This is a genomic window from Paraburkholderia sp. BL17N1 (assembly GCF_003634175.1).
Taxonomy (GTDB): domain Bacteria; phylum Pseudomonadota; class Gammaproteobacteria; order Burkholderiales; family Burkholderiaceae; genus Paraburkholderia.
Map to the genome: position 1 here is coordinate 1181530 of NZ_RBIW01000001.1, position 25020 is coordinate 1206549.

Sequence of the window (25020 nt, forward strand, 5' to 3'; positions counted from 1 at the left end):
CAGGAACGGCGGCGTAGGCCCCACCCAGCGTCACGGCAGTTAAGTCCGTAGCAGGCGCGCGGCGCCTGGCTGGGCAAGACGTGTGCATCGAAAGCATCGATACTTGATGGCCGTCCAAAAGTGCGACAGCCCATACTTGAGTGGCGATCCGCGTGCCCATTTTTGATGGGGACGCATCGCCTTGTGGCATGCACAGTTCCCTGCGCATGGGGTGCATTATACCTAAAACAGAATTCCGGGTTGGCAAGCGACTGAAAACCTTGATGAATTTTCACTCCTGCTGCAAGAATGAGCATCTCGAAGCCCGCTGCGCCGGGGCTTCAGCGCCCTCAGCGAACGCGGACGAGAGGCCGGTACAATCAATGTTTTTCCAGCGGCGCCGTCATCCATGAAAGTCACCTTGATCCCCGTCACGCCGTTCCAGCAGAACAGTTCGCTGCTCGTTTGCGAGGCAACCGGACGCGCGGCCGTCGTCGATCCGGGCGGTGACCTCGACATCATCGACGGCGAAATCGCACGGCAGAATGTGACGGTCGAAAAAGTTTTTCTGACGCACGGCCACATCGATCACTGCGCGGGCGCCAAAACGCTGGCCACGCGCTACGGCGTGCCGATCGAAGGCCCGCATCCCGACGAACGCTTCTGGCTGGACAAGCTGCCGGATCAAAGCACGCGCTTCGGCTTTCCAACCGCCGAAGCGTTCGAACCGGATCGCTGGCTGCAGAACGGCGAGAGCGTGCAGTTCGGCGACGAAACGCTCGAGGTCTATCACTGCCCCGGCCATACGCCGGGCCATGTGGTGTTCTTCAGCCGCGCGCATCGGCTAGCGCTGGTGGGGGATGTGCTGTTCGCCGGCTCCATCGGACGCACGGATTTTCCGCGCGGCAATCATGCGGATCTGGTGCGCTCGATCCGCGAAAAACTTTGGCCGCTCGGCGACGACATCACCTTCGTCCCAGGTCACGGTCCCACTTCGACGTTCGGCGCCGAACGCCGCACCAATCCGTACGTCGCCGACGGAGTCGAGGCATGAGCAGCGAAATCTACGTGAGCACGGATGTCGAAGCGGACGGCCCGATTCCCGGTCCGCATTCCATGCTCAGTTTCGCCTCCGCCGCCTACACCGAAGACAAGCGCCTGATCGCCACCTTCTCGGCGAATCTGGAGTTGCTCGAGGGAGCCAAGGCGCATCCCGTGCAGGAAGCGTGGTGGAAGACGCAGCCCGAAGCATGGGAAGCCTGCCGCAAGGATTTGCAGAAGCCGGAGGCCGCATTGACGGCGTACGTCGACTGGGTCGAGGCATTGCCGGGCAAACCCGTGTTCGTGGCGATGCCGGCCGGCTTCGACTTCACCTATATGTTCTGGTACATGATGCGGTTTGTCGGCCGCTGTCCGTTTTCCTGGTCGGCGCTCGACATCAAGACGCTGGCCTTCGCCATGACGGGCCTGCCGTACCGCAAAAACATCAAACCGCGCTTTCCCAAGCACTGGTTCGACGAACATCCGCATACGCATGTCGCGCTGGACGACGCGATCGAACAAGGCGCGCTTTTCTGCAACATGCTGAAGGATTTGCGCGCAAGTCAGGCGATCACGCTGGCACTTGGTAAAGATGGGGACGGCACAGGACAAAACACCACCGAGGAACCGGCAAATTAGGTAATCTCCCTCGCCAGGGCCGTTTTACATTGCGTTTCATTTTCGCGCCCTCTACCATGCGTTGATACGGCGACGCAAACGGAGGCGCAGTTGACACTCGATACGTTCTCTCAAAAAATCCTGCGCCTATTGCAGCTCGATGCACGCCGCTCGGTGCAAGAAATTTCCGACCAGGTCGGCCTGTCGAGCACGCCATGCTGGCGGCGCATCAAGGACATGGAACAGTCGGGGGTCATCCAGCGCTACACGGCGCTGCTGGATCGGGAAAAACTTGGGCTGCACGTGTGCGCCCTCGCCCACATCCATCTCACGCGGCACACCGAAGGCGGCGTGGAACAGTTCGAGCGGGAAATCGCCACCTGCCCCGAAGTCACCGAATGCTACAGCACGACCGGCGAATCGGACTACATCCTCAAAATCGTCGCGCCGGACATCAAGGCGTACGACAGCTTTCTGCACGAACGCATCTTCAAAATTCCCGCCGTTGCGCAGGTTCGCACGAGCGTGGTGCTGCGCGAGATCAAATTCGATACGCAACTGCCGCTGTGATCCGTTGATGGCATAAACACGCCACGCGGGCGGCGGCATGCTCGCGCGGTGCCCGCAAGGCTTAGGTGGCGCTGTGCGGTTCCGTCGCCTTCGTGCGCCCTCCAATGCCTACACCGCCTTTTGCGGCGAGCGTTTCCGCATCGACTTCCGCGGACACCGCGTCCAATGCCTGCAGCAGTTCCACTCTGCGCGCGCCCAGGCGAGTCCTGAGCGCCGCCAGATCCGGCCGCCCAAGCCGCTGCGCCTCGCTGGGCAGCTTGCGCGACGACGATGCATCCGGCAGCACAACTTCAACATCCAGCCCCATGCTCAGGTAGTGGATATTCACCGCCGCCGCCTTCACGCCGTAAGACGCCAACGCGGAGTTCACCTCTGCAATGACCCGCTCGCGAGTAGGCAGATCGAAGGGCGGGCGTGCAAGCGCATCGTTTTCTGGATCGACATGAATCAACGCGTCGAGCACGCGGTTGTCCGTCAACACGCGTAGACGCGCCGACTCGGCGATGTAGTGCCCTTCCGATACCGAAATCAGCGGATCGACGAGAATATGCGCGTCGACCAGCGCGAAATCGCCCATCTTGCGCGTGCGCATTTCGTGCACGTCACGTACGCCGGGCGTCGAGAGCAGCAGCGCGCGCACGTCGGCGGTGGCAGCGTCGTCGAGCGCGCGGTCGGAGAGATCCTGCAGCGCGTCCCAGCCGAACATCCAGCCCATGCGCGCCACCATGAAGCCGACGATCGCCGCGGCAATCGGATCGAGCAGCCGCACGCCGGCGAGGCTGCCGACAATACCGCTCGCGACCACCAGCGACGACGCCGCATCGGAGCGCGCGTGCCAGGCATTGGCGATCAACATCGCGGAACGCACGCGTTGTGCTTCCCGCAGCATGTAGCGAAACAGACTCTCTTTGGAAACCAGAACCAGCAATGCGACGGCAAGCGCGCTCATATGCACGGCTGGAATATTTTGCAAATCGGCAAGACGCGTTCCGGCTCGCCATAACATGCCGACGCCCACCGCAATCAGAAGCGCGCCTAAAAATAGCGACGCCACCGTCTCATAGCGACTGTGCCCGTAATTGTGATCCGCGTCGGGCTTTGCGCCGCTGTGCCGATTGGCAATCAGCACGACAAAATCGGAAATCAGATCGGCGAGGGAATGGACACCGTCGGCGACCAATGCCTGCGAGTGCGCAAACACACCGACGACGATTTGCAGCGTCATCAACACTGTATTGAGCGCAATACTGACAAAGGTACTTTTGCGCGCAACGCGATGTTTCTCGGCGGATGGGGCAGCAGTGGCGGCGGGCATCTCAGAAGTGGAATGAAAAGTTCACTTCCTGCATTCTACCCGGCGCATCTCGAAATGCGCTGGAGATGACAACAAAATTCCTTTTAAATCAATCGCTTATCTAAACGAAAAGCATTCGCGTTCCAGTTGACTGGTGTTCATGCGGCAAAAAATCACGGCAGTGGCTGCCGTAAATAAAAAACCGCGCCCTCGACGGTACGCGGTTCTCTTTCGCAACGGCAGACGCAATCACTGCATCTGATTGAAGCTATTCGTATGATTTATGATCAGAAGCATTAGTTGCAGGCAAAAAGCGGCCGGCAAAGCTGCTACAAAGCATTACTTCTCGATCAGAAACTTTTCGCGATCCAGACCTGCAATCCAGCGCGGCGGCTTGCCGCGGCCCGACCACGTGCTGCCGCTATCCGGGTCGCGATACTTCGGTGCGACGCCTGCGCGCGGACGCGCGGCTTTAGCACCCTTGGCGGCACGACCGCCACCCAGTTCTGTCAGAGAAATGCCGTAGTCGGTCATTTTCTGCTTGATTTCATTTAGCACTTCAGCGTATTCGCGCGACTTCGCTTCTTCGATCTGCTTTTCGAGCTTCTCGCGCTGGGCGAGTAGTTCCTTGTAGGAAGACATAGATTCCCTTTGTGGTTTGGATAAATGACCGCCAGTCTTAAGCCGGCTTGCCCTTTGAAGATAGATCACGCCTCGGAATTGGAGGCGAGATTAACACAAGATAGAAAGATTACAAAAGATGGGACGGAAAATTAAACTAGATTCGTTTCAAAAAATTTCCAGCTGCCGTCGCGCCCGACCACTTCCTTTCAGATAGCCAATTTCGCTTTTTACTGAAAAACGCAGTCAGCATCAGTAAATGTGGGATTAACTATCAAAAGATGAAATTTAAAATGCAGATTTGTCACCAACATTTCATGCCGTGATAGCTTCAACATGAAACGTCGTAACATATTGAGACACGCCGTCTGCGCTGTTATTACGCATGAGTGTTTTCCCGGAACGGCAGTAAAAATCTAATTCATGTAGCGCTGCATGCAATCTTCAAGCGCCGCGCGCAAGGTGTCAGTGTCGGGTTTGGCGTCGTCAAAGGGAAAACGGCTGCGCTCACCGTTCAGTTTCAGATCCACGCCATATCGATCGACGCCAACGAGCTGAAATTCGCCCTTACTCCCGGACTGAGTGGGGAATTGCGCGATCAACGCGTTCTCTTCATCGAAACCGAGTGGCGGCAACGGATCGAGTTCATCGCCGGCGAGCCAGCCCATTGTGCCGAAACCGCCGATATAACGCAGCCGCTCGAGCCGCATTGCCCAGAAAGTGAAGTCGCCGAGTACGAGATAGCGCTCCGCGTCGGGGTGATAGCGCAGATAACGCCGCACCACCTCGGGCGTCGAGTCGACCGGCTCAAAGGTGCCGAGCAAGGTGACGCGCTGGCCGCTCAGCACGTCGCCATCAGGGGCGTCGACGACCAAAAAACCGGCGCGCGGGTCGGCGTGCAGGTTATGGGTATGCTCGGCGAGGCGGCTCACGAGGATCGTCGGACGATGCTGCAGATCAGGCGCGAACGGCAGCACAGACGGATAAGGGAAACCTTCCGGCTGGCGCGCATGAGTGGCGAGCGTGCCGACAGCGGCTGTATGCAGCAGATGCAGCGGAGCATGAGCGGGAATATTCAAGTGCGCGTTCCTCGATAGATGAGCGGCGAATCACAAACGCCGGTAAGCAGGCCGCACAACGCTGGCGCCTCCGAACTGAATAATCGCCATATGCGGATTCCGCCTTCCAAGCATAAGACAGCATGCTTCGTTAGAATCGGAAATTCGCTTTCAACGCGCTTTCTCGCGCGTCACCCCTCCTCGAGATTTCCGTGTCAGACCGCTCCTCCGAATTCGCCACCCTTCCCGCCGCTCACCGCGACCTCTCCGATACGGCCCGGCAGCGTGCCCGTCTCGCCACGATGGCCGTGTTCTTCATTGCCGGCATGATGTACGCGTCGTGGGGCGTGCACGTGCCGACGGTGCGCGACCGTTTTCATCTGAACGCGGCGCTGCTCTCGTTTGCGTTGCTGGCTGTCGCCGGCGGCTCGATCGGGGCGATGGCGGCCAATGCTTCGTGGATCGCGCGAGTCGGCACGCGCCGCGCCTGCCTCGCCGGCGGCCTCGTGATGGCGGTGTGCGCGGCGCTGATTCTGGTCGTGCCGGCTTACTGGATGCTGCTGGTCGTGCTGGCCGCCTTCGGCGCGGGCATGGCCACGCTGGATGTCGCGATGAACGCCGAGGCCAGCGCCGTCGAAAAAGCGCTCGGCAGGCCGATCATGTCGTCGTTGCACGGCATGTTCAGCGTCGGCGGGATGTTCGGTGCTGCAGCCGGCGGGGCGCTGCTGTCGCGCGGCATGGCGCCGGCGGTCCATCTTGCGCTGGCTGCCGCGGTCAGCGCGCTCGTGCTGATCGCCGCCTGTCCTTCCGTGCTGCCGCACGTGCCGCATGCCGACCACCCCGATTCCGCCGCGCCGCGCGCGAATCGCTGGCGCTCGCCTGCGTTGTGGGCGCTCGGCGCAATGGCGCTGGTTGCGCTGATCGCCGAAGGCGCGATGTACGACTGGGCCACCGTCTACATGCGCGACGTCGTACTTGCCACACCCGCGCTTGCGAGCGCGGCCTACGCGGCGTTTTCGGGCGGCATGGCGGCCGCACGGTTCGGCGGCGACGCCGTGCGCGCCCGCTTCGGCGCACCGCAACTGGTGATGGCGAGCGCGATGCTCGCCTGCGTCGGGATGGTCAGCGCGCTGCTGCTGCCGAACGCGGTCGCGGCGCTGATCGGCTTCACGCTGATGGGTCTTGGGCTCGCGAACATGATGCCGGTGCTGTTCGCGGCGGCGGCGAGCGTGAAAGGCATTCATCCGGCGGAAGGGCTCGCGCATGTTGCCGGGCTGGCCTACTTCGGGCTGCTGCTCGGGCCGGTGATCATCGGCGCGGTGACGCAGGTGACCAGTTTGCCGATCGGGTTGTCGGTGGTCGCGATCTGTTCCGCGCTGATCGCGCTCGTCGGTCCGAAGGTTTTGCGGCGTTTGAAGATCTGACGCGCAGGCGCGCCGCTGCTGCGCCATGGCGTGCGGCGGCACACGAAACGCGCTCGCTTCACGTTACGTTACGCAGCGGCCGCGCGCTGAGGCGTTCCCCGACACATCGGTTGAATGAAACGTCGCCGCTCGCGGCCCTCATACCGCCAACACATTGATTTATATGCGGTTATTACGTGCACCGGCTAAGCAGATAGAAATGGCATAGGCCTTGCAGTTAGTTCCCCCAAGTAATGACCAAACTACGGGGGAGCAGACCATGAATCGCAAATTCAAGCTGACGGCGATCGCCATGTGCGTCACGTCGATGATCGTCCTGACGGGATGCGGAAGCACGTTGAACAGGCCGGGCGTAGGGAGCGGTTCGGGCGGCGGCACGCCGACTCCCACACCGACCCCTACACCCACACCTACGCCCACGCCGACTCCCACGCCAACGCCCACGCCCACTCCGACGCCCACCAGCGCCAACCCCGTCGGCGTCGTCGTGCAAAACAGCGGCAACGCCGTCACCGCTGTCGGGCAGAGCGTCTCCGCCGTCGGCAGCCAGATCGGCCTCACGCCGATACCGGGCGCGAATCCGGCGACCACCACGGCGCTCGGCAATGTCGTATCGAATCTCGGCAACGGCGTGACCGCGGTCGGCACGGGCGTGGCGAACGGTTTGGGCCAGCTGGGCAATTCCACCGATCCGCTCGGCACGACGCTCGCGAGCAGCGGCAACCTGGTCTACGACGCGGGCCAGTCCGTCAACAGCGCCGGCCAACTTGTGACGAGTCTCGGCAGCGGCCCCACTGCCCCGCTCAGTCCGTTGACCACGCCGCTCGGCAGCGCGGTCTCGACGGTCGGCAACGCCGTCAGCGGCCTGGGTACGCAACTCGGCTCGCAGTTGACGAACGGCCCGATCCAGCAAGTCACGCAGACGGTCAGCACCGCGATCACGCCGATTACGAGCACGCTCGCGCAGACGACGCAAACCGTCGGCGACACGACCGGTCTCGGCGCACCGCTCAACGGTCTGCTCGCGACGGTGGGGCATGGCCTCGACAGCGCCGGCGGCAAACTCAGCGGGGCGACCGGCAATCCGATCGGTGGAAATCTCGGCAACGTGGTCACCAAGCTCGGCGACACGGTCACATCCGCGGGCGGCCTGCTGACGGCGGGCGGCACCGGCAGCGGCAATCCGCTCGGCGGCATCACGGGCATTCTGAATCCGGGCAGCGGCGGCGGCACGGGCTCGCCGCTCGCGCCGTTGACGAGCATCCTCACCGCGTTGCCCGGCACCTTGAGCGGCGGCCTGACGGGCGGCAGCGGCGCCGGCGGCCCGCTCGCACCGGTGACCTCGGTCGTGTCGACGCTGACCGGCGCGCTGGGCTCGGCCACGGGATCGGCTAGCAGCGGCGGAACCAGCAACCCGCTCGCACCGATCACCGGCCTGTTGACCACCGTCACCGGCACCTTGAGCGGCGCGGCAGCGTCCGCCGGCGGCACGACCGGCGGCGGCTTGCTCGGCGGCCTAGGCGGCATCGCATCAAAGAAGTGACGAACAAGAACAACGACTGCACATAACGACGCGATAAAAACAGGCGTCGAGGGGGGCGGCGAGCCGGGCAACCGGCTCGCTGTTTTTTTATCGACGCGTCCGTCTGCGTGAGTCACACGTTAACGACGCAGCGCCGCGCTCGCTTCATCCGCGCGTCACAGTTCGTGATACGTATCGTAGTGACGCGAGAACTCGTTACCGCGCAGAAAATTGGTGAACGTCATCGTCACCGACGCGTCGAGTCCTTCCACGTAATGCCACCAGCCGATCGGCAAAAACAGCAACTCGCCGGGCGCGAGCGTGCATTCGATCAACTGCGCTTGCCGCATTGACGGGAAGCTGTCGTAGTCGATGGCCGCACCGTCCACCTGCGAATAGCAATGCAGATGGTTCGCCATATATGGCGTGTCCGACAGCGGCACGAGTTTGATCTGTTTGCGGCCAATCACCTGAGCCATGAAGTTGTTGGTCAAGTCGTGATGAAACGGCGTCTTTGTGCCGGCCGGTCCCATCCAGAAGAAACCCGTGTCGGGCGATGTAGCGTCGAGATATTCGTCGATTGGCGGCACGTCGGACCATAACGCGGCCAGCGCCACGCGGTTGTGCGAGCTGTTATTGGCGGTCATGTAGAAATCGTTAGTCGGCCCGCTCTGCTCGACAAGGTCGACATAGTCCGCAAAGCGCATCATGCGCCTGAGCCTGGGCTGATTGATTTCGTAGTTCGCGTCCGAATCACGGCCGAACTGCACCTCCACTTCACGATCGCCGCACCGCTCGCGAAAGTAGTCCCAATTCCACCGCGAACGTGCAGGCCAGACATCGAATGCGCCGGTAATGATCACCGGCCGGTTCTGAAAGTAGTACTGCTCAAAGAACGCATCGCGCGATAACCGTTCGCGCCGTTCGACCACACCGCTCGCCGCGCGCATGCGACTGAGTTCGCCGTACACCGACAAAATCCACTCGCGCTTACGCAAACGATTGCGCAGACGCGTTGCACCGTGAAAATAAGGACTTGCGAGCGCCGCGTCGATTTCCCGCGTGGCATCGGCCGCGTCGAAACCGTGGCCGACCAGCGCGCCATGCAAGGCAGATGACGGTGCGTCGAGCATCAAATTCTCGGCGATCCAGCGGCGCCACGCGTTGTCGAACGAACGGGTCACGGCAGTCACGGCGGTCTCTCCCGACAAAGCGGATCCGCAAAAGAAAAAAGCACGCGGACCTTGCGGCGCGCGTGCCTTTTAAACCCTGCAGCCGAAGACAGACAACACGCCGCCTTCGATCACGGGTTTTTACATCTTCACTACGTCGAGCAGCGTCTTCTTGCCGGACTTGTAGTTGTACAGCGAGATCACGCCGTGCTGAAGGTCGCCCTTCGAGTCGAACGTGGTTTCACCGATCACACCCTTGTAATCCGTGCTCGGCATCGCTGCCAGGATCTTCGCCGGATCGGTCGAGTTGGCACGCTTCATTGCGTCAACGATGATGTACACAGCGTCATACGTGAACGGAGCGTAGATCTGGATCGGCTGACCGAAACGCTTCTGATACTTGGCGAGGAACGCCGAACCGCCAGCCATCTTCTCGAGCGCCATACCGGCCTCCGAGCAGACGATGTTGTCGGTTGCGTCGCCGGCCAGGTCCGACAGCTTGTCGGTACACACGCCGTCGCCTGCCAGCACCTTCGCGCGCAGGCCGAGTTGCTTGGCTTGCTTGGCGAACGGGCCGCCGGTGGCGTCCATGCCGCCGTACATGATCGCGTCCGGGTTTTCGCCCTTGATCTTCGTCAGAATCGCGCGGAAGTCGACAGCCTTGTCGTTCGTCGCATCATGCGACATCACGTTCAGGCCCAGCGACTTGGCGGTCTTTTCGAATTCGTTTGCCAGACCCTGGCCGTAAGCGGTCGAGTCGTCGACGATCGCGACGCTCTTCACTTTCAGACCCTTCGCTGCGTAGTTAGCCAGTGCCGGACCTTGTTGCGCATCGGTCGCGACGACGCGGTACGTCGTCTTGAAACCTTGTTGCGTGTAGGCCGGGTTCGTTGCCGACGGCGAGATCTGCACGATACCTGCATCGCTATAGATCTTCGAAGCCGGAATCGACGTGCCCGAATTCAAGTGGCCAACCACTGCCACGACCTTGTCGTCGACCAGTTTCTGGGCGACTTGAGTTGCCGTGCGCGGGTCAGCTGCATCGTCTTGCGCATCGAGTTGCAGCGTGATTTTCTGGCCACCGATCGTCAGGCCCTTGGCGTTGATTTCTTCAACTGCCAGGCGCGCGCCGTTTTCGTTGTCTTTACCCAGGTGAGCGATACCGCCAGTCAGCGGTGCAACGTGACCGATCTTGACGACCGTGTCGGCTGCAGCCGAAGTTGCCAACGTCGCGAACAGCATCGCCGCAGCGCTGATCGGCAACAGCTTTTGAATCTTGATGTTCATGTAAGTCTCCAGTTTCGGTCCCAAAAACAACGTAATCGCCCTGTGCCCCCGCTTCCCCAACACGTGTCGCTCAGTCCCGTGGACGACCACGCCGGTTGCATCGTTCATGCACTTGGCCAGCACGCTTACCGGACTGTTTGTGGCAGGCGGCAAACCGTACTTGCGCGCAAGTGTAGGCCATCAAATTAATTTGTGGGGCTTTTTTGAGGAAGTGGGATGAACACTAATAGCGTTTATCCAACAGGCGCCGATTCCGGCTGGAGAGAGTGACTGGAAAGCACCAGCCCATGCGGGTTTCCGCCAGGTGAGGCTTTCGTCTAGCTGTACGGCCTAAAGCTTTTAGCGTGTTAAACCGTTAATCATCCGAATAGGCTTCGTGCTTGAAAAGGAGGCACGTCCGGACGCTGTCCGGATCGTGTCGAATCAGCGTTTGAACGCAGCGATGCGCGCGGTCGCCGCGCGCCATTCGTCTTCGAGTTGGCCCACCAGCTCGGCGGCGCCGATATCTTCGCGGCGGGCGCGGCCCAAAGGCGCGCCCTGGCCCGACCATAGGGAGAGATAGTCGCCGTTTTCCGCGCGGCTCGCGGTTTGCCGCAACTCCTGCGTCAACGCGTTTTGCACCGGATACGGCGCGATCTTTTCAGCCGCTTCGCTCAAACGCTGCATCAACGGATTGCGTATCCCGCGCGCATGGCGGCCGGTGATCGCGCGCGTGACCGAAGTCGACGTGTCGGACGTGGCGCGCACGCGGGTTTTCCATATCTGCGGAATCGCGCTTTCGTGACAGGTGAGAAACGCCGTGCCCATCACCGCGGCTTGCGCGCCGAGCGCGAGCGCGGCGACGATACCGCGGCCGTCCATGATGCCGCCGGCGGCGAGCACCGGCAGTCCGGTCGCGTCGACGAGTTGCGGCACGAGCGCCAGCGTGCCGACCAACGCATCTTCGAATGCGCCGATGAAGGTGCCGCGATGCGCGCCCGCCTCCGCCCCTTGCGCGACAATGGCATCGGCGCCCGCGTCGCGCCAGGCCACAGCTTCGGCGGCATGCGTCGCGGTGCCTATTACATATAGACCGTTGTTGTGCAGACGGGCGACATCGCCGGCCGGGAGCAGGCCGAATGTGAAGCTCGCCAGCGGCACGCGCAATTCGATCAGCATGTCCAGTTGCGCGCGAAAATCCGGCGCGTAGCGTGCGAGCGGAGCGCCCGGCGGCAAACCGAGATCGTGTCGCACGGGATCGATGGCTTCAAGCGCGGTACGCACGGTCGCGTCGTCCGGCGCAGCCGGTTCGAGCACGAACAGATTCACGCCGAACGGACGATCCGTCAGCGCGCGGATCGCCGCGACTTCGCTCGCGATCTTCTCGGGCGAGAGCGCCGCGCCCGCCAGAAAGCCGAGACCGCCGGCGTTCGATACCGCGGCGACCAGCGCCGGCGTCGTCGCGCCGCCCGCCATCGGCGCCAACACCACCGGCACGCGCAACCCGAACCGCTCGGCAAACGGCGTCACAAAACTGCCTTCACTCATGATGGACTCCTTTCCCGTCAATGCGCTGGCCGCACGAGCGAGCCAACACGCTTCAATGTACCGAGCCGGCCCACGCGGGGAAAATGAATAATCGAGAACGTTTCAATCGCCTTACGAGATTTCCGCCTCACGGGGCCGCGCTGCGCGGCGTTTCTTTTGGTGGCAAACTGACCGCCCCGCTTCAGGCGTTCAGGCCTGTGGCCTTCACTCGGACCGACCTCGCGCAGCCGCGCGCGAGTCAATGGAGAGCAACATGAGCACCACTTCCCGATGGATCGACATTCCCGCCGGCAACGACAGTTTCGGCGGCTACCTGGCGTTGCCTAAAGGCGGCAAGGGACCGGCCGTCATCATCATTCAGGAAATTTTCGGCGTGAACAGCCATATCCGTTCAGTCGCGGATCAGTACGCGCAAGACGGCTACGTGGCGCTTGCACCGGACGTGTTCTGGCGCGTGCAACCGCGCGTGGAATTGACGTACGACGGCGCCGATCGCGAGAAAGGCATTGAGCTGATGCAGAAGCTCAAGGTCGACGAAGCGGTGGCCGATATCGGCGCAGCCGCCGCCGCACTGCGCGCCATGCCGGAAGTGACCGGCAAGGTCGCGGCAATCGGCTTCTGCTTCGGCGGCCGGCTCGCGTATCTGGCCGCGGCGCAAGGCACGCTCGACGGCGCGGTCGCCTACTACGGCGGCGGCATCCAGAACCAGCTCGACGAAGCCGCGAAGATCAAGGTGCCCATGCAGTTCCACTACGGCGAACTCGACGCGCATATCCCGGTGTCGGCTGTCGGTGAGATTCAGGAACGCTTCGCCGGCCGCGCCGACGCCGAATTCCACATCTATCCGAACGCCAATCACGGCTTCAACTGTTCGGACCGCGCGTCGTATAACCAGCGCGCCGCTGCATTGGCGCACGGCCGGACGCTGACGTTCCTCGGCGAACGTCTGTAAAGCGCGGTTCTGGCGGCGTGCTTGTGTGCGCCGCCAGTCGCGTCGATTGATTGCGCACACCCAGTGCGCTTTTTTCTGGGTGCTTTGCATTGGCGCAAGTAACTCGCGCGCGTAACTCAGTTACTCTCTCGAAGACGGCGTTTCAGCGGCACGCCGTTTTTCCCTGTACGGCGATCAATCCGGGCGGCGGCAATTCGCCGCGCGCTTCATCGTGCGCATGGACCGCCGGCCCATTCAATACTCGATAGCGAGGGCTCCTTCGTCGTGCATTCAGACTATCTCGCCCATGACGCCACCGGCCTCGCCGAACTGGTACGCAAGCGTGAAGCAAGCGCGCGCGAGTTGCTCGACATCGCGATTTCACGCACGGAAGCCGTCAACCCTGCGATCAATGCGATTGTCCTGAAGGACTACGATGCAGCCCGTCAACGCGCTTCGCGCGACGACGCGAGCCGGGCGAACGGCGCAACCAACGCCGACGGCGTCAGCGTGCAAACCGCGCTGGCCGGCGTGCCCTATCTGATCAAGGACCTCGGCGCGCCGGTCGCCGGTCTGCGCATGGCCATGGGCAGCCGCCACTACCGTCATTTCATTCCCACCGAAGACGCGCCCGTGGTCGCGCTGGCGAAAGCGGCCGGCCTCAACATCTTCGCCAAGACCAGCACGTCCGAACTCGGCCAGATGCCTTATACGGAGCCCGAACTGTTCGGTGCATGCCGCAATCCGTGGAATCTCGACCATACGCCTGGCGGCTCGAGCGGCGGCGCAGCGGCGGCGGTTGCCGCGGGTATCGTGCCGCTCGCGCATGCGTCGGACGGCGGCGGGTCGATCCGCATTCCCGCGTCGTGCTGCGGACTCTTCGGGCTCAAACCATCGCGCGGACGCGTGCCGCGTACGACTGCGGTGGTGGCAGCCGGTGAACTCGGCGTCGATCATGCGGTGTCGCGCAGCGTGCGCGACAGTGCGTTGCTGCTCGATCTGCTTGGCGGCAATGTCGACCGGCCGCTCGGCGCGCCGGGCACGTTTCTGAGCGCGAGCCGCGAGACGTGCAAGCCGCTGAATATTGCGTACGTCACTGAGCCGATGCTGGCGCCCTCGCTTTCCGCCGACGCGCGCGCCGCGCTCGACGATGCCGCGCAACTCGCCAGTTCGCTCGGCCATAACATCGAACCGGTATCGCTCGGCATTGACTTCGCGGCGGTTCGTCATGCGTTCCTCACGCTCTGGTCCGTCACGGCAGAAGACCTGGTGTTGAACGCCGAGCGCATCAGCGGCCGCAAACCGCTGCGCGCCGAGTTCGAAATTTCGACGTGGACGATGGCGCATGTGGGCCGCAAACTCGGCGAACGCGGCCTGCCTGCTGCGCTTGAAGAACAGCGTCGCATCACCGAACGGCTCACCGATCTGCTGAATCGCTACGACGTGATTCTGTGCGCCACGCTCGCCGCGCCGCCGATCAAGATCGGCGAGATGCAGCCCACTTCGGCGGAGCGGATGCAGATGCGCGCCGTCACCACCATGCCGCTCGAAGCACTGTTGAAGAAGGTGCTGTCGGAAGCCTCGAATAAGGCGTTTACGTGGGCCGGTTGTACTGAACTGTTCAACCTGAGCGGCCAGCCTGCCATGTCGGTGCCGCTCTACTGGAATGCGCGCGGGCTGCCGATCGGCGTGCAGTTTGCCGCACGCGTCGGCGGTGATGCGACGCTTCTGCGTCTGGCCGCGCAACTCGAAATGGCACGACCGTGGTTCGACAAACGGCCGCCGTTGATACAGGCGCGCAACTAGGCGAAGCAACTGGCGGCGGCGAAAGAATGTGTCGCGGCGAAGTGACTCAGAGAACTGGGCACCGTTGTCAGCGCCTGACTTAAACCGCGCCGCCGTTCAGGCCGGCTTGCGATGCGCGTCGAGATCCGCGTGGCGCTTGCCCGGAATGCAGGCCACCGCGACGATCGACAGCGCCAGTCCGCCCATCACGTAGTAAGTCGGCGCGAGCGGCGAGCCGGTGGCGTCGATCAGCCACGTCACGACAAACGGCCCGAAGCCGCCGAACACCATCACCGCGATGTTGTAGGCGAGCGATAAGCCCGTCGAGCGCACGTTCGCTGGAAACAGCTCCGCGATCAGCGCGCCGAACGGTCCGTAATAGCCGGACAGCGTGATCGACAGCAGCGCTTGCACGAGAATCAGTTTTGACACGCTCGGCTCCGCCGCGAGCCACGCAAACAGCGGATAGATGATCACGAGCGTAATCACTAGCGACCACAGCGACAGCCCCTTGCGCCCGATCCGGTCCGACCATGCGCCGGCCAATGGCGACAGCACCGTCAACAGCAGATTGCCGACGATCACCGCGTAAAAGGATTGCGCGTAGGGCAGCTTCAGCTGATTGACCGCGAAGGTGGGCAGATAGCTGATCAGCACGTAAATCGTCACCGTGAGCGCAATCACCGAGCCGAGCCCGCAGAGCACGTCGCGGGTGTGAGTCTTGAAGACCTCGCCGAGCGTCGCGCGCCGCGCGGTTTTTTGCGCGAGCAGAAACGCTTCCGAATCGGCGAGATGCCGGCGGATGTAGATGCCGATCGGCCCGATGATCAAACCCAGAATGAACGGCACGCGCCAGCCCCAGGATTTCAACGCCTCGGCCGACAGTTCGCGCGTGATCAAGGCGCCCACCAGCGCGCCGAGCAGCAGCGCCGCCGCCTGGCTTGCCATCTGCCAACTGCCGTAAAAGCCGCGCTTCGAAAACGGCGCCGCTTCGATCAGCAAGGCCGTCGAACTGCCGAATTCACCGCCGGCGGAAAAGCCTTGCAGCGAACGTCCGATTACGATCATCAACGGAGCGCCGATGCCGATCGCCGAGTACGGCGGTGCGATTGCCAGCACCAGAATGCCGAGTGTCATCAGCGCGATGACGAGCGACAACGCCGCTTTGCGTCCCGCGCGATCCGCATAGAGTCCGAGTACGATGCCGCCGATCGGCCGCATGACGAAGGCGACGCCGAACGTCGCGGTGGCGAGGAGCAACGACGAATAGTCGCTGCCGGCCGGGAAGAACAACTGGGCGATCACCACCGTCAGAAAACCGAACACGGTGAAGTCGTACCACTCGAGTGCATTGCCGATCACAGCCGCGACGACGGCTCGCGTATGAAGGCTCCTTGACGCTGGTCTCATTCGGATCTCCAGCTTGCCAAAAGTATCCTGTGGTGCGTCGTTTTAGTGCAATGCCGTGTTAGCGCGAGCGAGAAAAAGAGCGCGAGCCGCAGAGGTCGCATTGGAGTGTAAAGAGCGCATAAGCGGTTTTCAAGCAGCAAAAAGACGTCTGCCGCGCGAGGTGGCAGACGTCTGAATGATGGGACCTTGAATGCGCGCTGTGATGTTGCGGCGCATTTCGCGCAACACTGAGTGCGCGTGCGGCTGATGGGTAATCAGACCTTCTTGTTATATGCGCTGCACCAACCCTTGCTCGCGACCTGCTTGCCGGCGAACATCGGGCAGCCGGCATAGGCGTCGGTCGGCTTGCCCTGATAGAAGCTGCAGTTGCCGCAGTCCTGACCTGCTGCGTATTTGGCGAACTTCGCCTTGTCCACTTTCGCGGCGTCTTCCTTGTAGCCGAGTGCTTGCGCGGTCGGATCGGTTTCGGAAACTTTCGGTGCGTCGGCGAACGCCTGGCGCGACAGCGCGAAGCTTGATGCCACACCAATGCTGGTGATCAAGAATGTACGACGGGAAGGTTTCATGGGGACTCACTCCATTTATATTGAACTGATCGCCGTTCTGGTGACAGCGGTCCCCAAGGATAGCAATGAAGCCGTCGCGCGTGACGGTCCAAATGATAGAGATAAGCGAATTGGTACGACCGCGCGGCTGAATGTCGCGCGGAATGCGAATCGATCGCACACGAAGTGAGCGCTCGCGGTGATGCCGTCGCTGCGAATCACGCGCGTCCGCTCAACTCGCACACTCGCTGCGCGATGGCGAGCGATGCGGTCAATCCTGGAGACTCGATACCGAACAGATTGACGAGTCCACGCACACCGTGCGCAGCCGGACCTTGAATCACGAAGTCGGCAGCGGGTTCGCCGGGACCGGAGAGCTTCGGACGAATCCCCGCATACGCGGGCTGCAATGCATCGTCGGGAAGCGCGGGCCAGTAGGCGCGAATCGCCGCATAAAACGATTCCGCGCGACGCGGATCGACGTCGTAGTTGATCGCATCGACCCATTCGACATCGGGACCGAAACGCGCCTGGCCGCCGAGGTCGATGGTCAGATGCACGCCGAGTCCGGCCTCGTTCGGCATCGGATAAATCAGGCGGCTGAAGGGCGCGCGCCCCGAGATGCTGAAGTAGTTGCCGCGTGCGAGGTAGAGCGGCGGCACATGCCGCGCGTCGAGTCCGCGGATTCTGCGCGCCAGTGCGTTCGCCTGCAAACCGGCGCTGTTGATCACGCACGCTGCGCTGATCGTGGTCGGTGCGCCACCGCCCACGTTGATGATGAAGCGGCCGTTGCTCGCTTCGATCGCTTTGACCGGCGCGTGAAACGCACACACTGCGCCGTCGCGTTCGGCGTCACCCTGCAGCGCCAGCATGAACTGATGACTATCGACGATACCCGTCTGCGGCGAGAACACCGCTTCGACACATTCGAGCGCGGGTTCGAGCGCTTGCGCCTGGTCGCCGGTGATTCGCATGAGGTCGAGCACACCGTTGTCGCGGCCTTTGGCCATGATGCTTTCGAGCTGAGGAATCTGATTGCGTGAAGTGGCCACCAGCAATTTGCCGCAGCGTGAATGCGGCACGTTGCGCTCGACGCAGTAGTCGTAGAGCATCTCGCGGCCGCGCACGCAAAGCGCGGCTTTGAGCGAGCCACGGGGATAGTAGATGCCCGCGTGAATCACTTCGCTGTTGCGCGAGCTGGTGCCCACGCCGATGGCTTCGGCGGCTTCCAGCACGATGACGTCGCGGCCCCGCGCCGCCAGTGCGCGCGCCACCGCGAGCCCGATCACGCCGGCGCCGATCACTACACATTCGATTTGGTCCATGTCCCTTGACGCGGCCAACGTCGCCGCGCGCTACCTCGTTCACCCGATCAAGATGAAGACAAGGTGCGGCTTTCGCGCGCCTTACACCGCCCGCTGCCGAACGCACCTGTCCATTCGCCACCGCTACGCAAAATTGTACGACGCCTTACAGACACAAATGCCCGCAGTCGGTAATGACTGCGGGCATGCGGTCTTGTGCGGATCTCAAACGTAGTGGCCGGACTCAATCAGTGTACGCCGTCGGGGGTCGCGGCGCTCGCTTCTTCGTATGTGGGACGAATGGGAGGCACTGTCGGGTTGCATCTTATTAATAGCAATAATTGCCGCGACATTCATTGCATTTCGAGCGCAGATTCCTGCCCTTGGCCACAAAAAAGCCGCCCGAAGGCGGCTTTGCTGCGAAAAAGTGGCAAAAATGTTCAGAAACCGATGGGTTTTCGCCGGTTTCCGTGGTCCAAGCGAATGTCGCCCGCTTCGACATGATCCCGACCATCGATCCGCGCCGCGCCGAAGCCGTTGAGAATCGCGCGGCGCATCTCACGCGGCGACGCCCGCATCAAGGCGTCGAGCGCGTCGTCGCCCAGCACCTCGGGAAAGCGCAGGCCCCAGTTGTGCGCGCTGCGGATCTCGTCGTAAATCGCCTGGGCGATACGGCGCGCGCCGTCGCGATCCGGCGGCGGGATCTCATACACGTTCATCCGGTTCAGGATCGGCTCGGGAATCGAGCGTTCGTCGTTCGCCGTCGCGATCCAGATCACATGCCCGGCGTTGATCGGAATCTCGGCGAACTCGTCGATGAAGGTCTGCGCCGTGTCGTGCTCCAGCAGCGCATACAACGCACCGAGCGGATCGTATTGCGAATCGCCGGTGGCCTTGTCGATTTCGTCGACGGCGATCACCGGGTTCGCGTAACTGCCGTTCACGAGCGCATCGAACACCTTGCCCGGCTTCGCGTTCTTCCATTGGGAGGAAGCGCCCGACAGAATCCAGCCCGCCGTCAGCGAACTCATCGCTACGTATTGATACGAGGTGCCGAGCAGGCGCGCCAACTGCTTGGCGAAGTGCGTCTTGCCGATGCCGGGGTCGCCGAGCAGGAGGATCGGCATCAGTTCGAGCCGGTCTTCGGTCTCGAGGCATAAGGCGACCTGCTTGCGAATGTCGTCGAGTGGCGCGGAAAAGTTGGGCAGCGCGTCGATCAGATCGTCGATCGACGGCATGCGGTTCGGCTTCACGCAAAAGCGCAGATTGCCGGTCTTCAGCATCTTTTCGTAGGTTGCGCGCAGTGCCTCGTTCGCGCCTTCACCGAGATCGTTCAGCGCGGTCTCGACCTGATCGAGGTCGTACACCCTGCTGAAAGACGCCACGGCGATTTCTTGTTTGACCATTGCTGTTGTCATCGCTCACCCCGTCTGGCTGGTCTTGCTGCTGCGGCTCCTTGTATGGCGCCGTTTCAAGTCCAGTGTAACGACGACATATTCGCGTGCAAGCCAGCAGTCTCGCGACTCTGCTGCTAACAGCGGGTTGTTTTTGGTGATTGCCGGCCTTACCTGAAATGGATTGTTGCTGAACCCGGCCCCGTTTGACGTGTCAGAAAGGCGTTACGTCCATCAGGGGTAAGATGGCCTTCTGATTACTCGGCCGGATCTCGTGACCGGAGAATGCTTCTATGTGGAAAACCAGTATCGTGGCCGTGTTGCTCGGCACTTCGTTGCTTGCGAATGCACAACAAAGCGCATCACAGAGCGCACCGCAAAGCACGCCACAACGGCCGGCGCAGCAGATCGTGCAATGGCAGTTGCAGGTCATGCGCGACGGCCAGCAAATCGACGCGTTCGACGGCACCACCACCGTCGGCCAGGCGCGCACGGACACGCATCACAAGATGGTGCAGCATAGCGTCGGCTGCAAGGATCAGCCGGCCGGCAGTATCGATCTGGCGCGCACGCTGACCGTCTCGCCGCTGCAGGCGGATGCGAGCGGCGTCACCATGTCGATCGACGCACAGGAAACATTCGAGGAAAACGCCGCGCGGCAAACCGACACCGGCTGCAAGCTGCCGCCGCAACCGCGCCAGGTCAGCGCGAGCCATCCGGGTCTGAGGGTGACGCCGGGGCAATGGGCGACGTGGACCATCGTCGATAAAGACCCGAACCTGGTCTACCGCGTGCGTGCAAGTCTCGCGGACAGCGCAACCTCGGCAAACTGATCGAACTGATGCAAAGCACACGCAAGCGAACACGCAAACAGCACGCGGCTAACCGACGCCCCCAACCAGAACACGTGGACAACGCGGCATGCGAAACCCCGAAGAATTGATCCGCGAGAGCGTAGCGCCCAAAGATTTCGTTGCGGTGAGCTGGAACCTGCACAAAGGCCGCACGCCGCTCGGCTTTCAGGCCTGGCAAGCCATGCAACGCTGGGTGCAGTCGACCCATGCGGACGCCTATTTTTTACAGGAAGCGATGGCGCGGCGCATGCCGTCGCCGGTATTGGCGAGCAGTTTCGGCTCGCCGCTCGCCGATCCGTTGAGCGATGTCTGGCATTGCCAGGCTACTGAAATCGCGCGCGCGCTCGAACTCGAAATCGCGCTCGGACCAAACGTTTTCAAACCATCGTGGCGGCATGGCAATGCGATTTTGTCGCCGCATCCGCTGGATCTCGGCGGACGTTGGGACATTTCCGCGCATCGCTTTGAAAAGCGCGGCCTGCTGGTGGCGCGCGCGACTTTCGGGGGTCACTCGGTCACGCTGCTGTGTGCGCATCTTGCGCTTACACGCTCAGCCCGCTTGCGTCAGATGAACTGGATCGCGCACTGGATCGCGAAGGAAGCGCCCGAAGGTCCGCTCGTGCTCGCCGGCGACTTCAACGACTGGCGCAACGATTCCGTGCCGCTCTTCGGCGAACATGGTTTGCAGGAAGTCGCCACGCTGCTCGGCGAGTCGGGCCGTACTTTTCCGGCCTTCTCGCCCGCACTCGCGCTCGACAAAATGTTCGTGCGTGGCATGAAGCCGATCGAATGGATCCAGCCGACGCAGGAGACCGCGTGGCTCTCGGATCACTTACCGTATATGGCGCGCTTGCGAGTCGAATAGAAGCGAACCTGAACGCACGCGCCGCACGTTAGTCCTTGTGCGGCGTCCATTTCACGGTCGCGGCGATCTGCTCGCCAGGCTGCAATACGCAGCCGCCCACGTGCTCACGCGGGCCGACCGCGTTGAAGCAGTCCGTGGTGTTCGTCACGGGTTCCACGCACAGTTGCGGGTCGTCGGCGGGCGCGAAGATCACCATGTGATCGAACGGAGCGTCGGCGGTCATTGTTAATCGACGGTGTTCGTCGGGCCACGCGATGGTCGCCTCGCGCGACCAGTTCGCGAAGTTGTTGTCGAGACCGAACGCGTCCGGCGACATGCCTTCGCGCAACGCTTCCACAGCGGGATGCGCCCCGAGATGCGTCGGCAACACGTCGGCGTCGGCGTGCCACATGGCTTTCACCTCGGCGTACACGCGAGTCTGCGCGGTGCGCGGATAGTACGGGTGATGTCCCATGCCGAACGGCATCGGCTGATCGGCGAGGTTTTGCGCGGCTAGCGTGATGCGCAACGCGCCGCCGCTCAACTCGATTCGCTGCCGCGCGCGATAGCGAAACGGCCAGTCGCCGGGTACGCGCGCATCCGGTTCGTGTTCGAAGTGCAGTTCCACCGAGCTTTCGGTACGCGCCCCCACCTGCCACGGATGCCGCCACGCGTTGCCATGCAGAGCGTGGGCGAAACGCCTGTCGTTGCCGGCGAGATCGATCGTGCGGCCGTCGAATTCGAAACGCGCGTCGCGAATCCGGTTGCAGTAGGGAAAAAGCGGAAAGCTCGCCATGCGCAGGGGATCGCGCTCAGCGAATGCCGCCGCCGAGGCCGGCCGCAACCAGTGCAATGGGCCGTCGGGCGTCGTTTCGTAGAAGGCCGCCAGCGCGCCGCCCACTTCGGGCGCGATCACGACACGCAGCGCGCCGTCCGAAAGCGTGACGACCGTGGGCACGACCGCCGGATCGTCGAGCCACATGAGTCCGGTCGCCGACGGCCGGATCGAATGCAAGGAAACGTCGCGCATGGTCAGAAAAGGCCGTGCCTCGGGCGGATGGCGGCATGAACGCGCATTGGCATCTCCTGGAACGTGCCGCGCCCAGCGCGCGGCCGGCGGACTGTCACAATCCGCGCGACCGAGAATCGCACGCCAAAGCGTAATCGTCAATATTATTAGTAATAAACTCGTCAAATAAGTGCCTGGCAGAGGGCGATGCAAGCCTCCCAAATGACGGGTTACCGCGCGTTGCCGCGTGCATATTATTAGTGGTACCGTCAGGCACCAGGATGCCCACGGCATGCCCCAGTTTTAGCGCCGCTGCAGCGCGGCCCGCACAATGAAAAAATCGACTCAACGCCGTCCGACCATGACCGACATCGCCAAGCTCACCGGCGTGTCGCAATCGACTGTCTCGCTGGTGCTGAACAACGCGACCGGCGCGAAGTTCTCGGAGACTACCCGCAACAAGGTACTGAAGGCCGCGCACGATCTCGGCTACCGGCTCTCGCTGCGCGAACCGGTATCGGCCTCCGCCGATGAACGCAATCTGATCGTCTATCTCGCCGACGAGATTTCCACCAGTCCGCATCCGGTCGTGAACATCGACGGCGCGCGCGATGCAGCGTACGCAAGCGGCAAGATGCTGGCGGTCTATTCCACGCACGGCAACGCCGACATTGAGAAGCAGGTGCTCGATACCACGCTGTCCAATCCGCATGTATTCGGCGTGATCTACGCGACCGTCTACACGCGCAAGGTGACGCCGCCGGCGGCGCTGTCGCAGGTGCCGACCGTGCTGCTGAACTGCTACACGGGCGAAGGCGGGTTCTCGTCGGTGGTGCCCGCCGAGGTGGCCGGCGGCCATCTGGCGACCGACTATCTGCTGCAGTCCGGCCATCGGCGCATTGGCTATATCAACGGCGAGCCCTGGCAGGACGCGTCGAAAGATCGCCTCAAAGGCTATCGCACCGCGCTTGCGACCGCCGATCTGCCCTACGCGCCGGAAATGGTGCGCGACGGCGACTGGAGTTCGGGCCTTGGCTTCGAACTGACGCTTTCGCTGATGCGCGAACCCAATCCGCCGACCGCGATTTTCTGCGCCAACGACCTCACCGCCATCGGCGCGATCGAAGCGTTGAAGCAACTCGGCATGCGCGTGCCCGAAGACGTCTCGGTGCTCGGCTACGACGACCAGGAAATCGCCCGCCACACGCATCCGCCGCTCTCGACCGTGGTGCTGCCGAACTACGAACTGGGACGCTGGGCCGTCGAGACCTTGCTGCAGGAAGAACACAATCGTTCCGCCGGCGCGCCGGTTCGGCACCGCATGGTGAAACTGGACGGTCCGCTCGTCGAACGCGCCTCGGTCAGGGTAATTACCGAGGCGAAAAAGCCAATAATTAATATTATTAGTGATTGACCGATAATAATTCTGGATGAAATAATCGACACGTCCGGCGGCACAGATCAACGTCGACCGGCAGAAGAAATTAAAAAGCAAATACACCTACCTCACCAGGTACTGGAGGAAGACATGGCGTCGCTCAACACGCAGTCGCGCGGACACGCGCGCAAGCAGCAGATTCGTCCGCTGGCGGGTTCGCTGCTGGCCCTGGCAATCGGTTTCGGCGTCGCCACCGCGCACGCCGACGACGCGCTGCCGAAGTTGCCCAGCAAGACTCCGTTGAAGGTCGGCTTCGCGCAGACCGAAAGCAACAATCCGTGGCGTCTGGCGGAAACCAAGAGCTTCAAGGACATTGCTGCAAAGTGCGGCTGGCAGTTGGTCATGACCGACGCCAACAGTTCGAACTCCAAGCAGGTGTCGGACATCCAGAACATGATCGCGCAGCACGTCGATCTGCTGGTGTTCCCGCCGCGCGAAGAGAAGCCGCTTGCGCCGGTTGTGCTGCAAGCTAAAAAGGCCGGCATTCCGGTGATCCTGGTCGACCGTAATGTCGATCAATCGGTCGCCAAGGCGGGCCGGGACTACATCACTTTCATCGGCTCGGACTTCATCGATCAGGGCCATCGCGCCGCTGACTGGCTCGTCAAGGCGACGGGCGGCAAGGCGAAGATCATCGAACTCGAAGGCACCACCGGCGCGTCCGCCGCGAACGATCGCAAGAAGGGCTTCGACGAAATCATCGCGAAGAACCCGGGCATGACGATCATCGCGTCGCAAAGCGGCGACTTCGCGCGCGACAAGGGCCGCCAGGTCATGGAAACGCTGTTGCAGGCGCACCCGGACGTGACCGCCGTCTACGCGCACAACGACGAAATGGCGCTCGGCGCGATCGCTGCGATCAAGGCCGCCGGCAAGCAACCGGGCAAAGACATACAGATCGTTACGATCGACGGCACCAAGGGCGGCATGGACGCGATCGCGGCCGGCGAACTCGGCGCGAGCGTGCAGTCGAGCCCGTTCTTCGGCCCGCTCGCGTGCGACGTCGCCCAGCGTTACGCGAAGGGCGAAAAGATCCCGACGTGGGTCAAGGTCTCCGACAAGTTCTACGACAAGAGCAATGTGCAGCAGAACATGCAGTACGGCTATTGATCGCGAAGCGGAGTTGTACGCGCAGTTGCGAAGTTTGAGCGCCATGCTTTGACGGAGCGTCCACGCGCTTCAACGGCGCCCCGAAGGAAGTCCCCCGCCCCGAAGCAAGTCCGTTAGATGCATCGGAATCGGGAGATTGCCTCGCAGGACGTCCCCGCCCCGAATCTGTCTCCTCGGGGGGCGGGCGACGGGAAGGGTTCGAAGCGACGCGTTCGTGGCAGCACGAACCGTCGCTTCGCTTTTATGCGGCGTAACATGGTTCGCCAACACTGCCCGCATCAGA

22 protein-coding genes are annotated in these 25020 nt (G+C 62.4%); 11 read left to right on the top strand and 11 right to left on the bottom strand.

Going from position 1 to position 25020, the window contains the following annotated elements; translation table 11 throughout:
- Positions 1–388: 388 nt before the first annotated feature.
- The 3 genes from B0G82_RS05120 to B0G82_RS05130 all read left to right on the top strand — a co-directional run bounded on the left by B0G82_RS05120 (position 389) and on the right by B0G82_RS05130 (position 2208).
- On the top strand, positions 389–1033 hold the full coding sequence (locus B0G82_RS05120; protein WP_121306832.1) for an MBL fold metallo-hydrolase: 645 nt from the start codon (positions 389–391) through the stop codon (positions 1031–1033).
- The gene (locus B0G82_RS05125) at positions 1030–1659 is read left to right on the top strand and encodes an exonuclease (RefSeq protein WP_121306833.1); all 630 of its coding nucleotides are present in this window, start codon (positions 1030–1032) and stop codon (positions 1657–1659) included. Before B0G82_RS05120 ends, B0G82_RS05125 begins: the two co-directional genes overlap by 4 nt.
- Positions 1660–1749: 90 nt before the next feature.
- Positions 1750–2208: an Lrp/AsnC family transcriptional regulator gene (locus B0G82_RS05130; protein ID WP_012431468.1), complete on the top strand. Its 459-nt coding sequence runs from the start codon at positions 1750–1752 to the stop codon at positions 2206–2208.
- 61 nt (positions 2209–2269) lie between these two features.
- Here the strand turns inward: B0G82_RS05130 and B0G82_RS05135 are convergent, their stop codons facing one another.
- The 3 genes from B0G82_RS05135 to B0G82_RS05145 all read right to left on the bottom strand — a co-directional run bounded on the left by B0G82_RS05135 (position 2270) and on the right by B0G82_RS05145 (position 5202).
- The gene (locus tag B0G82_RS05135) at positions 2270–3523 is read right to left on the bottom strand and encodes a cation diffusion facilitator family transporter (protein ID WP_121306834.1); all 1254 of its coding nucleotides are present in this window, start codon (positions 3521–3523) and stop codon (positions 2270–2272) included.
- A gap of 318 nt (positions 3524–3841) precedes the next feature.
- Positions 3842–4144 (bottom strand): H-NS histone family protein, encoded by a 303-nt coding sequence (locus tag B0G82_RS05140; protein ID WP_106283886.1) that lies wholly within the window; start codon positions 4142–4144, stop codon positions 3842–3844.
- Between the two features lie 395 nt (positions 4145–4539).
- A complete protein-coding gene (locus tag B0G82_RS05145; protein ID WP_121306835.1) occupies positions 4540–5202 on the bottom strand; it encodes a pyridoxamine 5'-phosphate oxidase family protein in 663 nt (220 codons plus the stop codon).
- 191 nt (positions 5203–5393) lie between these two features.
- Between B0G82_RS05145 and B0G82_RS05150 the strand changes: the two genes are divergently transcribed.
- The gene (locus tag B0G82_RS05150) at positions 5394–6605 is read left to right on the top strand and encodes an MFS transporter (RefSeq protein ID WP_121306836.1); all 1212 of its coding nucleotides are present in this window, start codon (positions 5394–5396) and stop codon (positions 6603–6605) included.
- Between the two features lie 259 nt (positions 6606–6864).
- Positions 6865–8148, top strand: coding sequence for a collagen-like triple helix repeat-containing protein (locus tag B0G82_RS05155; RefSeq protein ID WP_121306837.1), 1284 nt, complete (start codon positions 6865–6867; stop codon positions 8146–8148).
- Between the two features lie 155 nt (positions 8149–8303).
- On the opposite strand, the gene B0G82_RS05160 is transcribed toward B0G82_RS05155, so the two are convergent.
- From B0G82_RS05160 to B0G82_RS05170, 3 genes are all read right to left on the bottom strand, one after another.
- Positions 8304–9320, bottom strand: coding sequence for a cupin-like domain-containing protein (locus tag B0G82_RS05160; RefSeq protein WP_199730060.1), 1017 nt, complete (start codon positions 9318–9320; stop codon positions 8304–8306).
- A 120-nt stretch (positions 9321–9440) separates the two neighbouring features.
- Positions 9441–10586: a branched-chain amino acid ABC transporter substrate-binding protein gene (locus tag B0G82_RS05165; protein ID WP_116143266.1), complete on the bottom strand. Its 1146-nt coding sequence runs from the start codon at positions 10584–10586 to the stop codon at positions 9441–9443.
- 423 nt (positions 10587–11009) lie between these two features.
- Positions 11010–12113 carry a nitronate monooxygenase gene (locus B0G82_RS05170; RefSeq protein WP_121306838.1) on the bottom strand — a complete coding sequence of 368 codons (1104 nt, stop codon included), beginning with the start codon at positions 12111–12113 and terminating at the stop codon, positions 11010–11012.
- 253 nt (positions 12114–12366) lie between these two features.
- Here B0G82_RS05170 and B0G82_RS05175 point away from each other — a divergent pair, with 253 nt between their 5' ends.
- Together B0G82_RS05175 and B0G82_RS05180 are read left to right on the top strand one after the other, a co-directional pair.
- Entirely contained in the window at positions 12367–13065 is a 699-nt protein-coding gene (locus tag B0G82_RS05175; protein ID WP_121306839.1) for a dienelactone hydrolase family protein, read from the top strand.
- 264 nt (positions 13066–13329) lie between these two features.
- A complete protein-coding gene (locus tag B0G82_RS05180; RefSeq protein ID WP_116143272.1) occupies positions 13330–14850 on the top strand; it encodes an amidase in 1521 nt (506 codons plus the stop codon).
- 96 nt (positions 14851–14946) lie between these two features.
- Here the strand turns inward: B0G82_RS05180 and B0G82_RS05185 are convergent, their stop codons facing one another.
- From B0G82_RS05185 to B0G82_RS05200, 4 genes are all read right to left on the bottom strand, one after another.
- Complete coding sequence (locus tag B0G82_RS05185) at positions 14947–16239, bottom strand: MFS transporter (protein ID WP_121306840.1); 1293 nt, start codon at positions 16237–16239, stop codon at positions 14947–14949.
- Positions 16240–16493: 254 nt separating this feature from the next.
- The gene (locus tag B0G82_RS05190; RefSeq protein ID WP_121306841.1) at positions 16494–16805 is read right to left on the bottom strand and encodes a high-potential iron-sulfur protein; all 312 of its coding nucleotides are present in this window, start codon (positions 16803–16805) and stop codon (positions 16494–16496) included.
- A 197-nt stretch (positions 16806–17002) separates the two neighbouring features.
- Complete coding sequence (locus tag B0G82_RS05195) at positions 17003–18109, bottom strand: NAD(P)/FAD-dependent oxidoreductase (RefSeq protein WP_106283896.1); 1107 nt, start codon at positions 18107–18109, stop codon at positions 17003–17005.
- A 419-nt stretch (positions 18110–18528) separates the two neighbouring features.
- Complete coding sequence (locus B0G82_RS05200; RefSeq protein WP_106283897.1) at positions 18529–19506, bottom strand: AAA family ATPase; 978 nt, start codon at positions 19504–19506, stop codon at positions 18529–18531.
- 269 nt (positions 19507–19775) lie between these two features.
- Between B0G82_RS05200 and B0G82_RS05205 the strand changes: the two genes are divergently transcribed.
- Together B0G82_RS05205 and B0G82_RS05210 are read left to right on the top strand one after the other, a co-directional pair.
- On the top strand, positions 19776–20315 hold the full coding sequence (locus B0G82_RS05205) for a hypothetical protein (protein WP_121306842.1): 540 nt from the start codon (positions 19776–19778) through the stop codon (positions 20313–20315).
- Positions 20316–20403: 88 nt separating this feature from the next.
- On the top strand, positions 20404–21201 hold the full coding sequence (locus B0G82_RS05210) for an endonuclease/exonuclease/phosphatase family protein (RefSeq protein WP_012431452.1): 798 nt from the start codon (positions 20404–20406) through the stop codon (positions 21199–21201).
- 28 nt (positions 21202–21229) lie between these two features.
- Here B0G82_RS05210 and B0G82_RS05215 read toward each other — a convergent pair whose 3' ends face one another.
- On the bottom strand, positions 21230–22210 hold the full coding sequence (locus tag B0G82_RS05215) for an aldose 1-epimerase (RefSeq protein ID WP_121306843.1): 981 nt from the start codon (positions 22208–22210) through the stop codon (positions 21230–21232).
- A 340-nt stretch (positions 22211–22550) separates the two neighbouring features.
- On the opposite strand from B0G82_RS05215, the gene B0G82_RS05220 reads away from it, so the two are divergent.
- A complete protein-coding gene (locus B0G82_RS05220; protein ID WP_121306844.1) occupies positions 22551–23603 on the top strand; it encodes a LacI family DNA-binding transcriptional regulator in 1053 nt (350 codons plus the stop codon).
- Positions 23604–23717: 114 nt separating this feature from the next.
- Positions 23718–24737, top strand: coding sequence for an ABC transporter substrate-binding protein (locus B0G82_RS05225; RefSeq protein WP_121306845.1), 1020 nt, complete (start codon positions 23718–23720; stop codon positions 24735–24737).
- Positions 24738–25020 lie beyond the last annotated feature (283 nt).

Excerpts from the sequence above, each read along its gene's own strand:
- B0G82_RS05135 (WP_121306834.1), bottom strand. The coding sequence starts at position 3,523 with ATGCCCGCCGCCACTGCTGCCCCATCCGCCGAGAAACATCGCGTTGCG.
- B0G82_RS05195 (WP_106283896.1), bottom strand. The coding sequence starts at position 18,109 with ATGGACCAAATCGAATGTGTAGTGATCGGCGCCGGCGTGATCGGGCTC.
- B0G82_RS05175 (WP_121306839.1), top strand. The coding sequence starts at position 12,367 with ATGAGCACCACTTCCCGATGGATCGACATTCCCGCCGGCAACGACAGT.
- B0G82_RS05185 (WP_121306840.1), bottom strand. The coding sequence starts at position 16,239 with ATGAGACCAGCGTCAAGGAGCCTTCATACGCGAGCCGTCGTCGCGGCT.
- B0G82_RS05225 (WP_121306845.1), top strand. The coding sequence starts at position 23,718 with ATGGCGTCGCTCAACACGCAGTCGCGCGGACACGCGCGCAAGCAGCAG.
- B0G82_RS05170 (WP_121306838.1), bottom strand. The coding sequence starts at position 12,113 with ATGAGTGAAGGCAGTTTTGTGACGCCGTTTGCCGAGCGGTTCGGGTTG.
- B0G82_RS05140 (WP_106283886.1), bottom strand. The coding sequence starts at position 4,144 with ATGTCTTCCTACAAGGAACTACTCGCCCAGCGCGAGAAGCTCGAAAAG.
- B0G82_RS05200 (WP_106283897.1), bottom strand. The coding sequence starts at position 19,506 with ATGACAACAGCAATGGTCAAACAAGAAATCGCCGTGGCGTCTTTCAGC.
- B0G82_RS05215 (WP_121306843.1), bottom strand. The coding sequence starts at position 22,210 with ATGCGCGACGTTTCCTTGCATTCGATCCGGCCGTCGGCGACCGGACTC.
- B0G82_RS05155 (WP_121306837.1), top strand. The coding sequence starts at position 6,865 with ATGAATCGCAAATTCAAGCTGACGGCGATCGCCATGTGCGTCACGTCG.
- B0G82_RS05205 (WP_121306842.1), top strand. The coding sequence starts at position 19,776 with ATGTGGAAAACCAGTATCGTGGCCGTGTTGCTCGGCACTTCGTTGCTT.
- B0G82_RS05165 (WP_116143266.1), bottom strand. The coding sequence starts at position 10,586 with ATGAACATCAAGATTCAAAAGCTGTTGCCGATCAGCGCTGCGGCGATG.
- B0G82_RS05190 (WP_121306841.1), bottom strand. The coding sequence starts at position 16,805 with ATGAAACCTTCCCGTCGTACATTCTTGATCACCAGCATTGGTGTGGCA.
- B0G82_RS05125 (WP_121306833.1), top strand. The coding sequence starts at position 1,030 with ATGAGCAGCGAAATCTACGTGAGCACGGATGTCGAAGCGGACGGCCCG.
- B0G82_RS05120 (WP_121306832.1), top strand. The coding sequence starts at position 389 with ATGAAAGTCACCTTGATCCCCGTCACGCCGTTCCAGCAGAACAGTTCG.
- B0G82_RS05220 (WP_121306844.1), top strand. The coding sequence starts at position 22,551 with ATGACCGACATCGCCAAGCTCACCGGCGTGTCGCAATCGACTGTCTCG.
- B0G82_RS05210 (WP_012431452.1), top strand. The coding sequence starts at position 20,404 with ATGCGAAACCCCGAAGAATTGATCCGCGAGAGCGTAGCGCCCAAAGAT.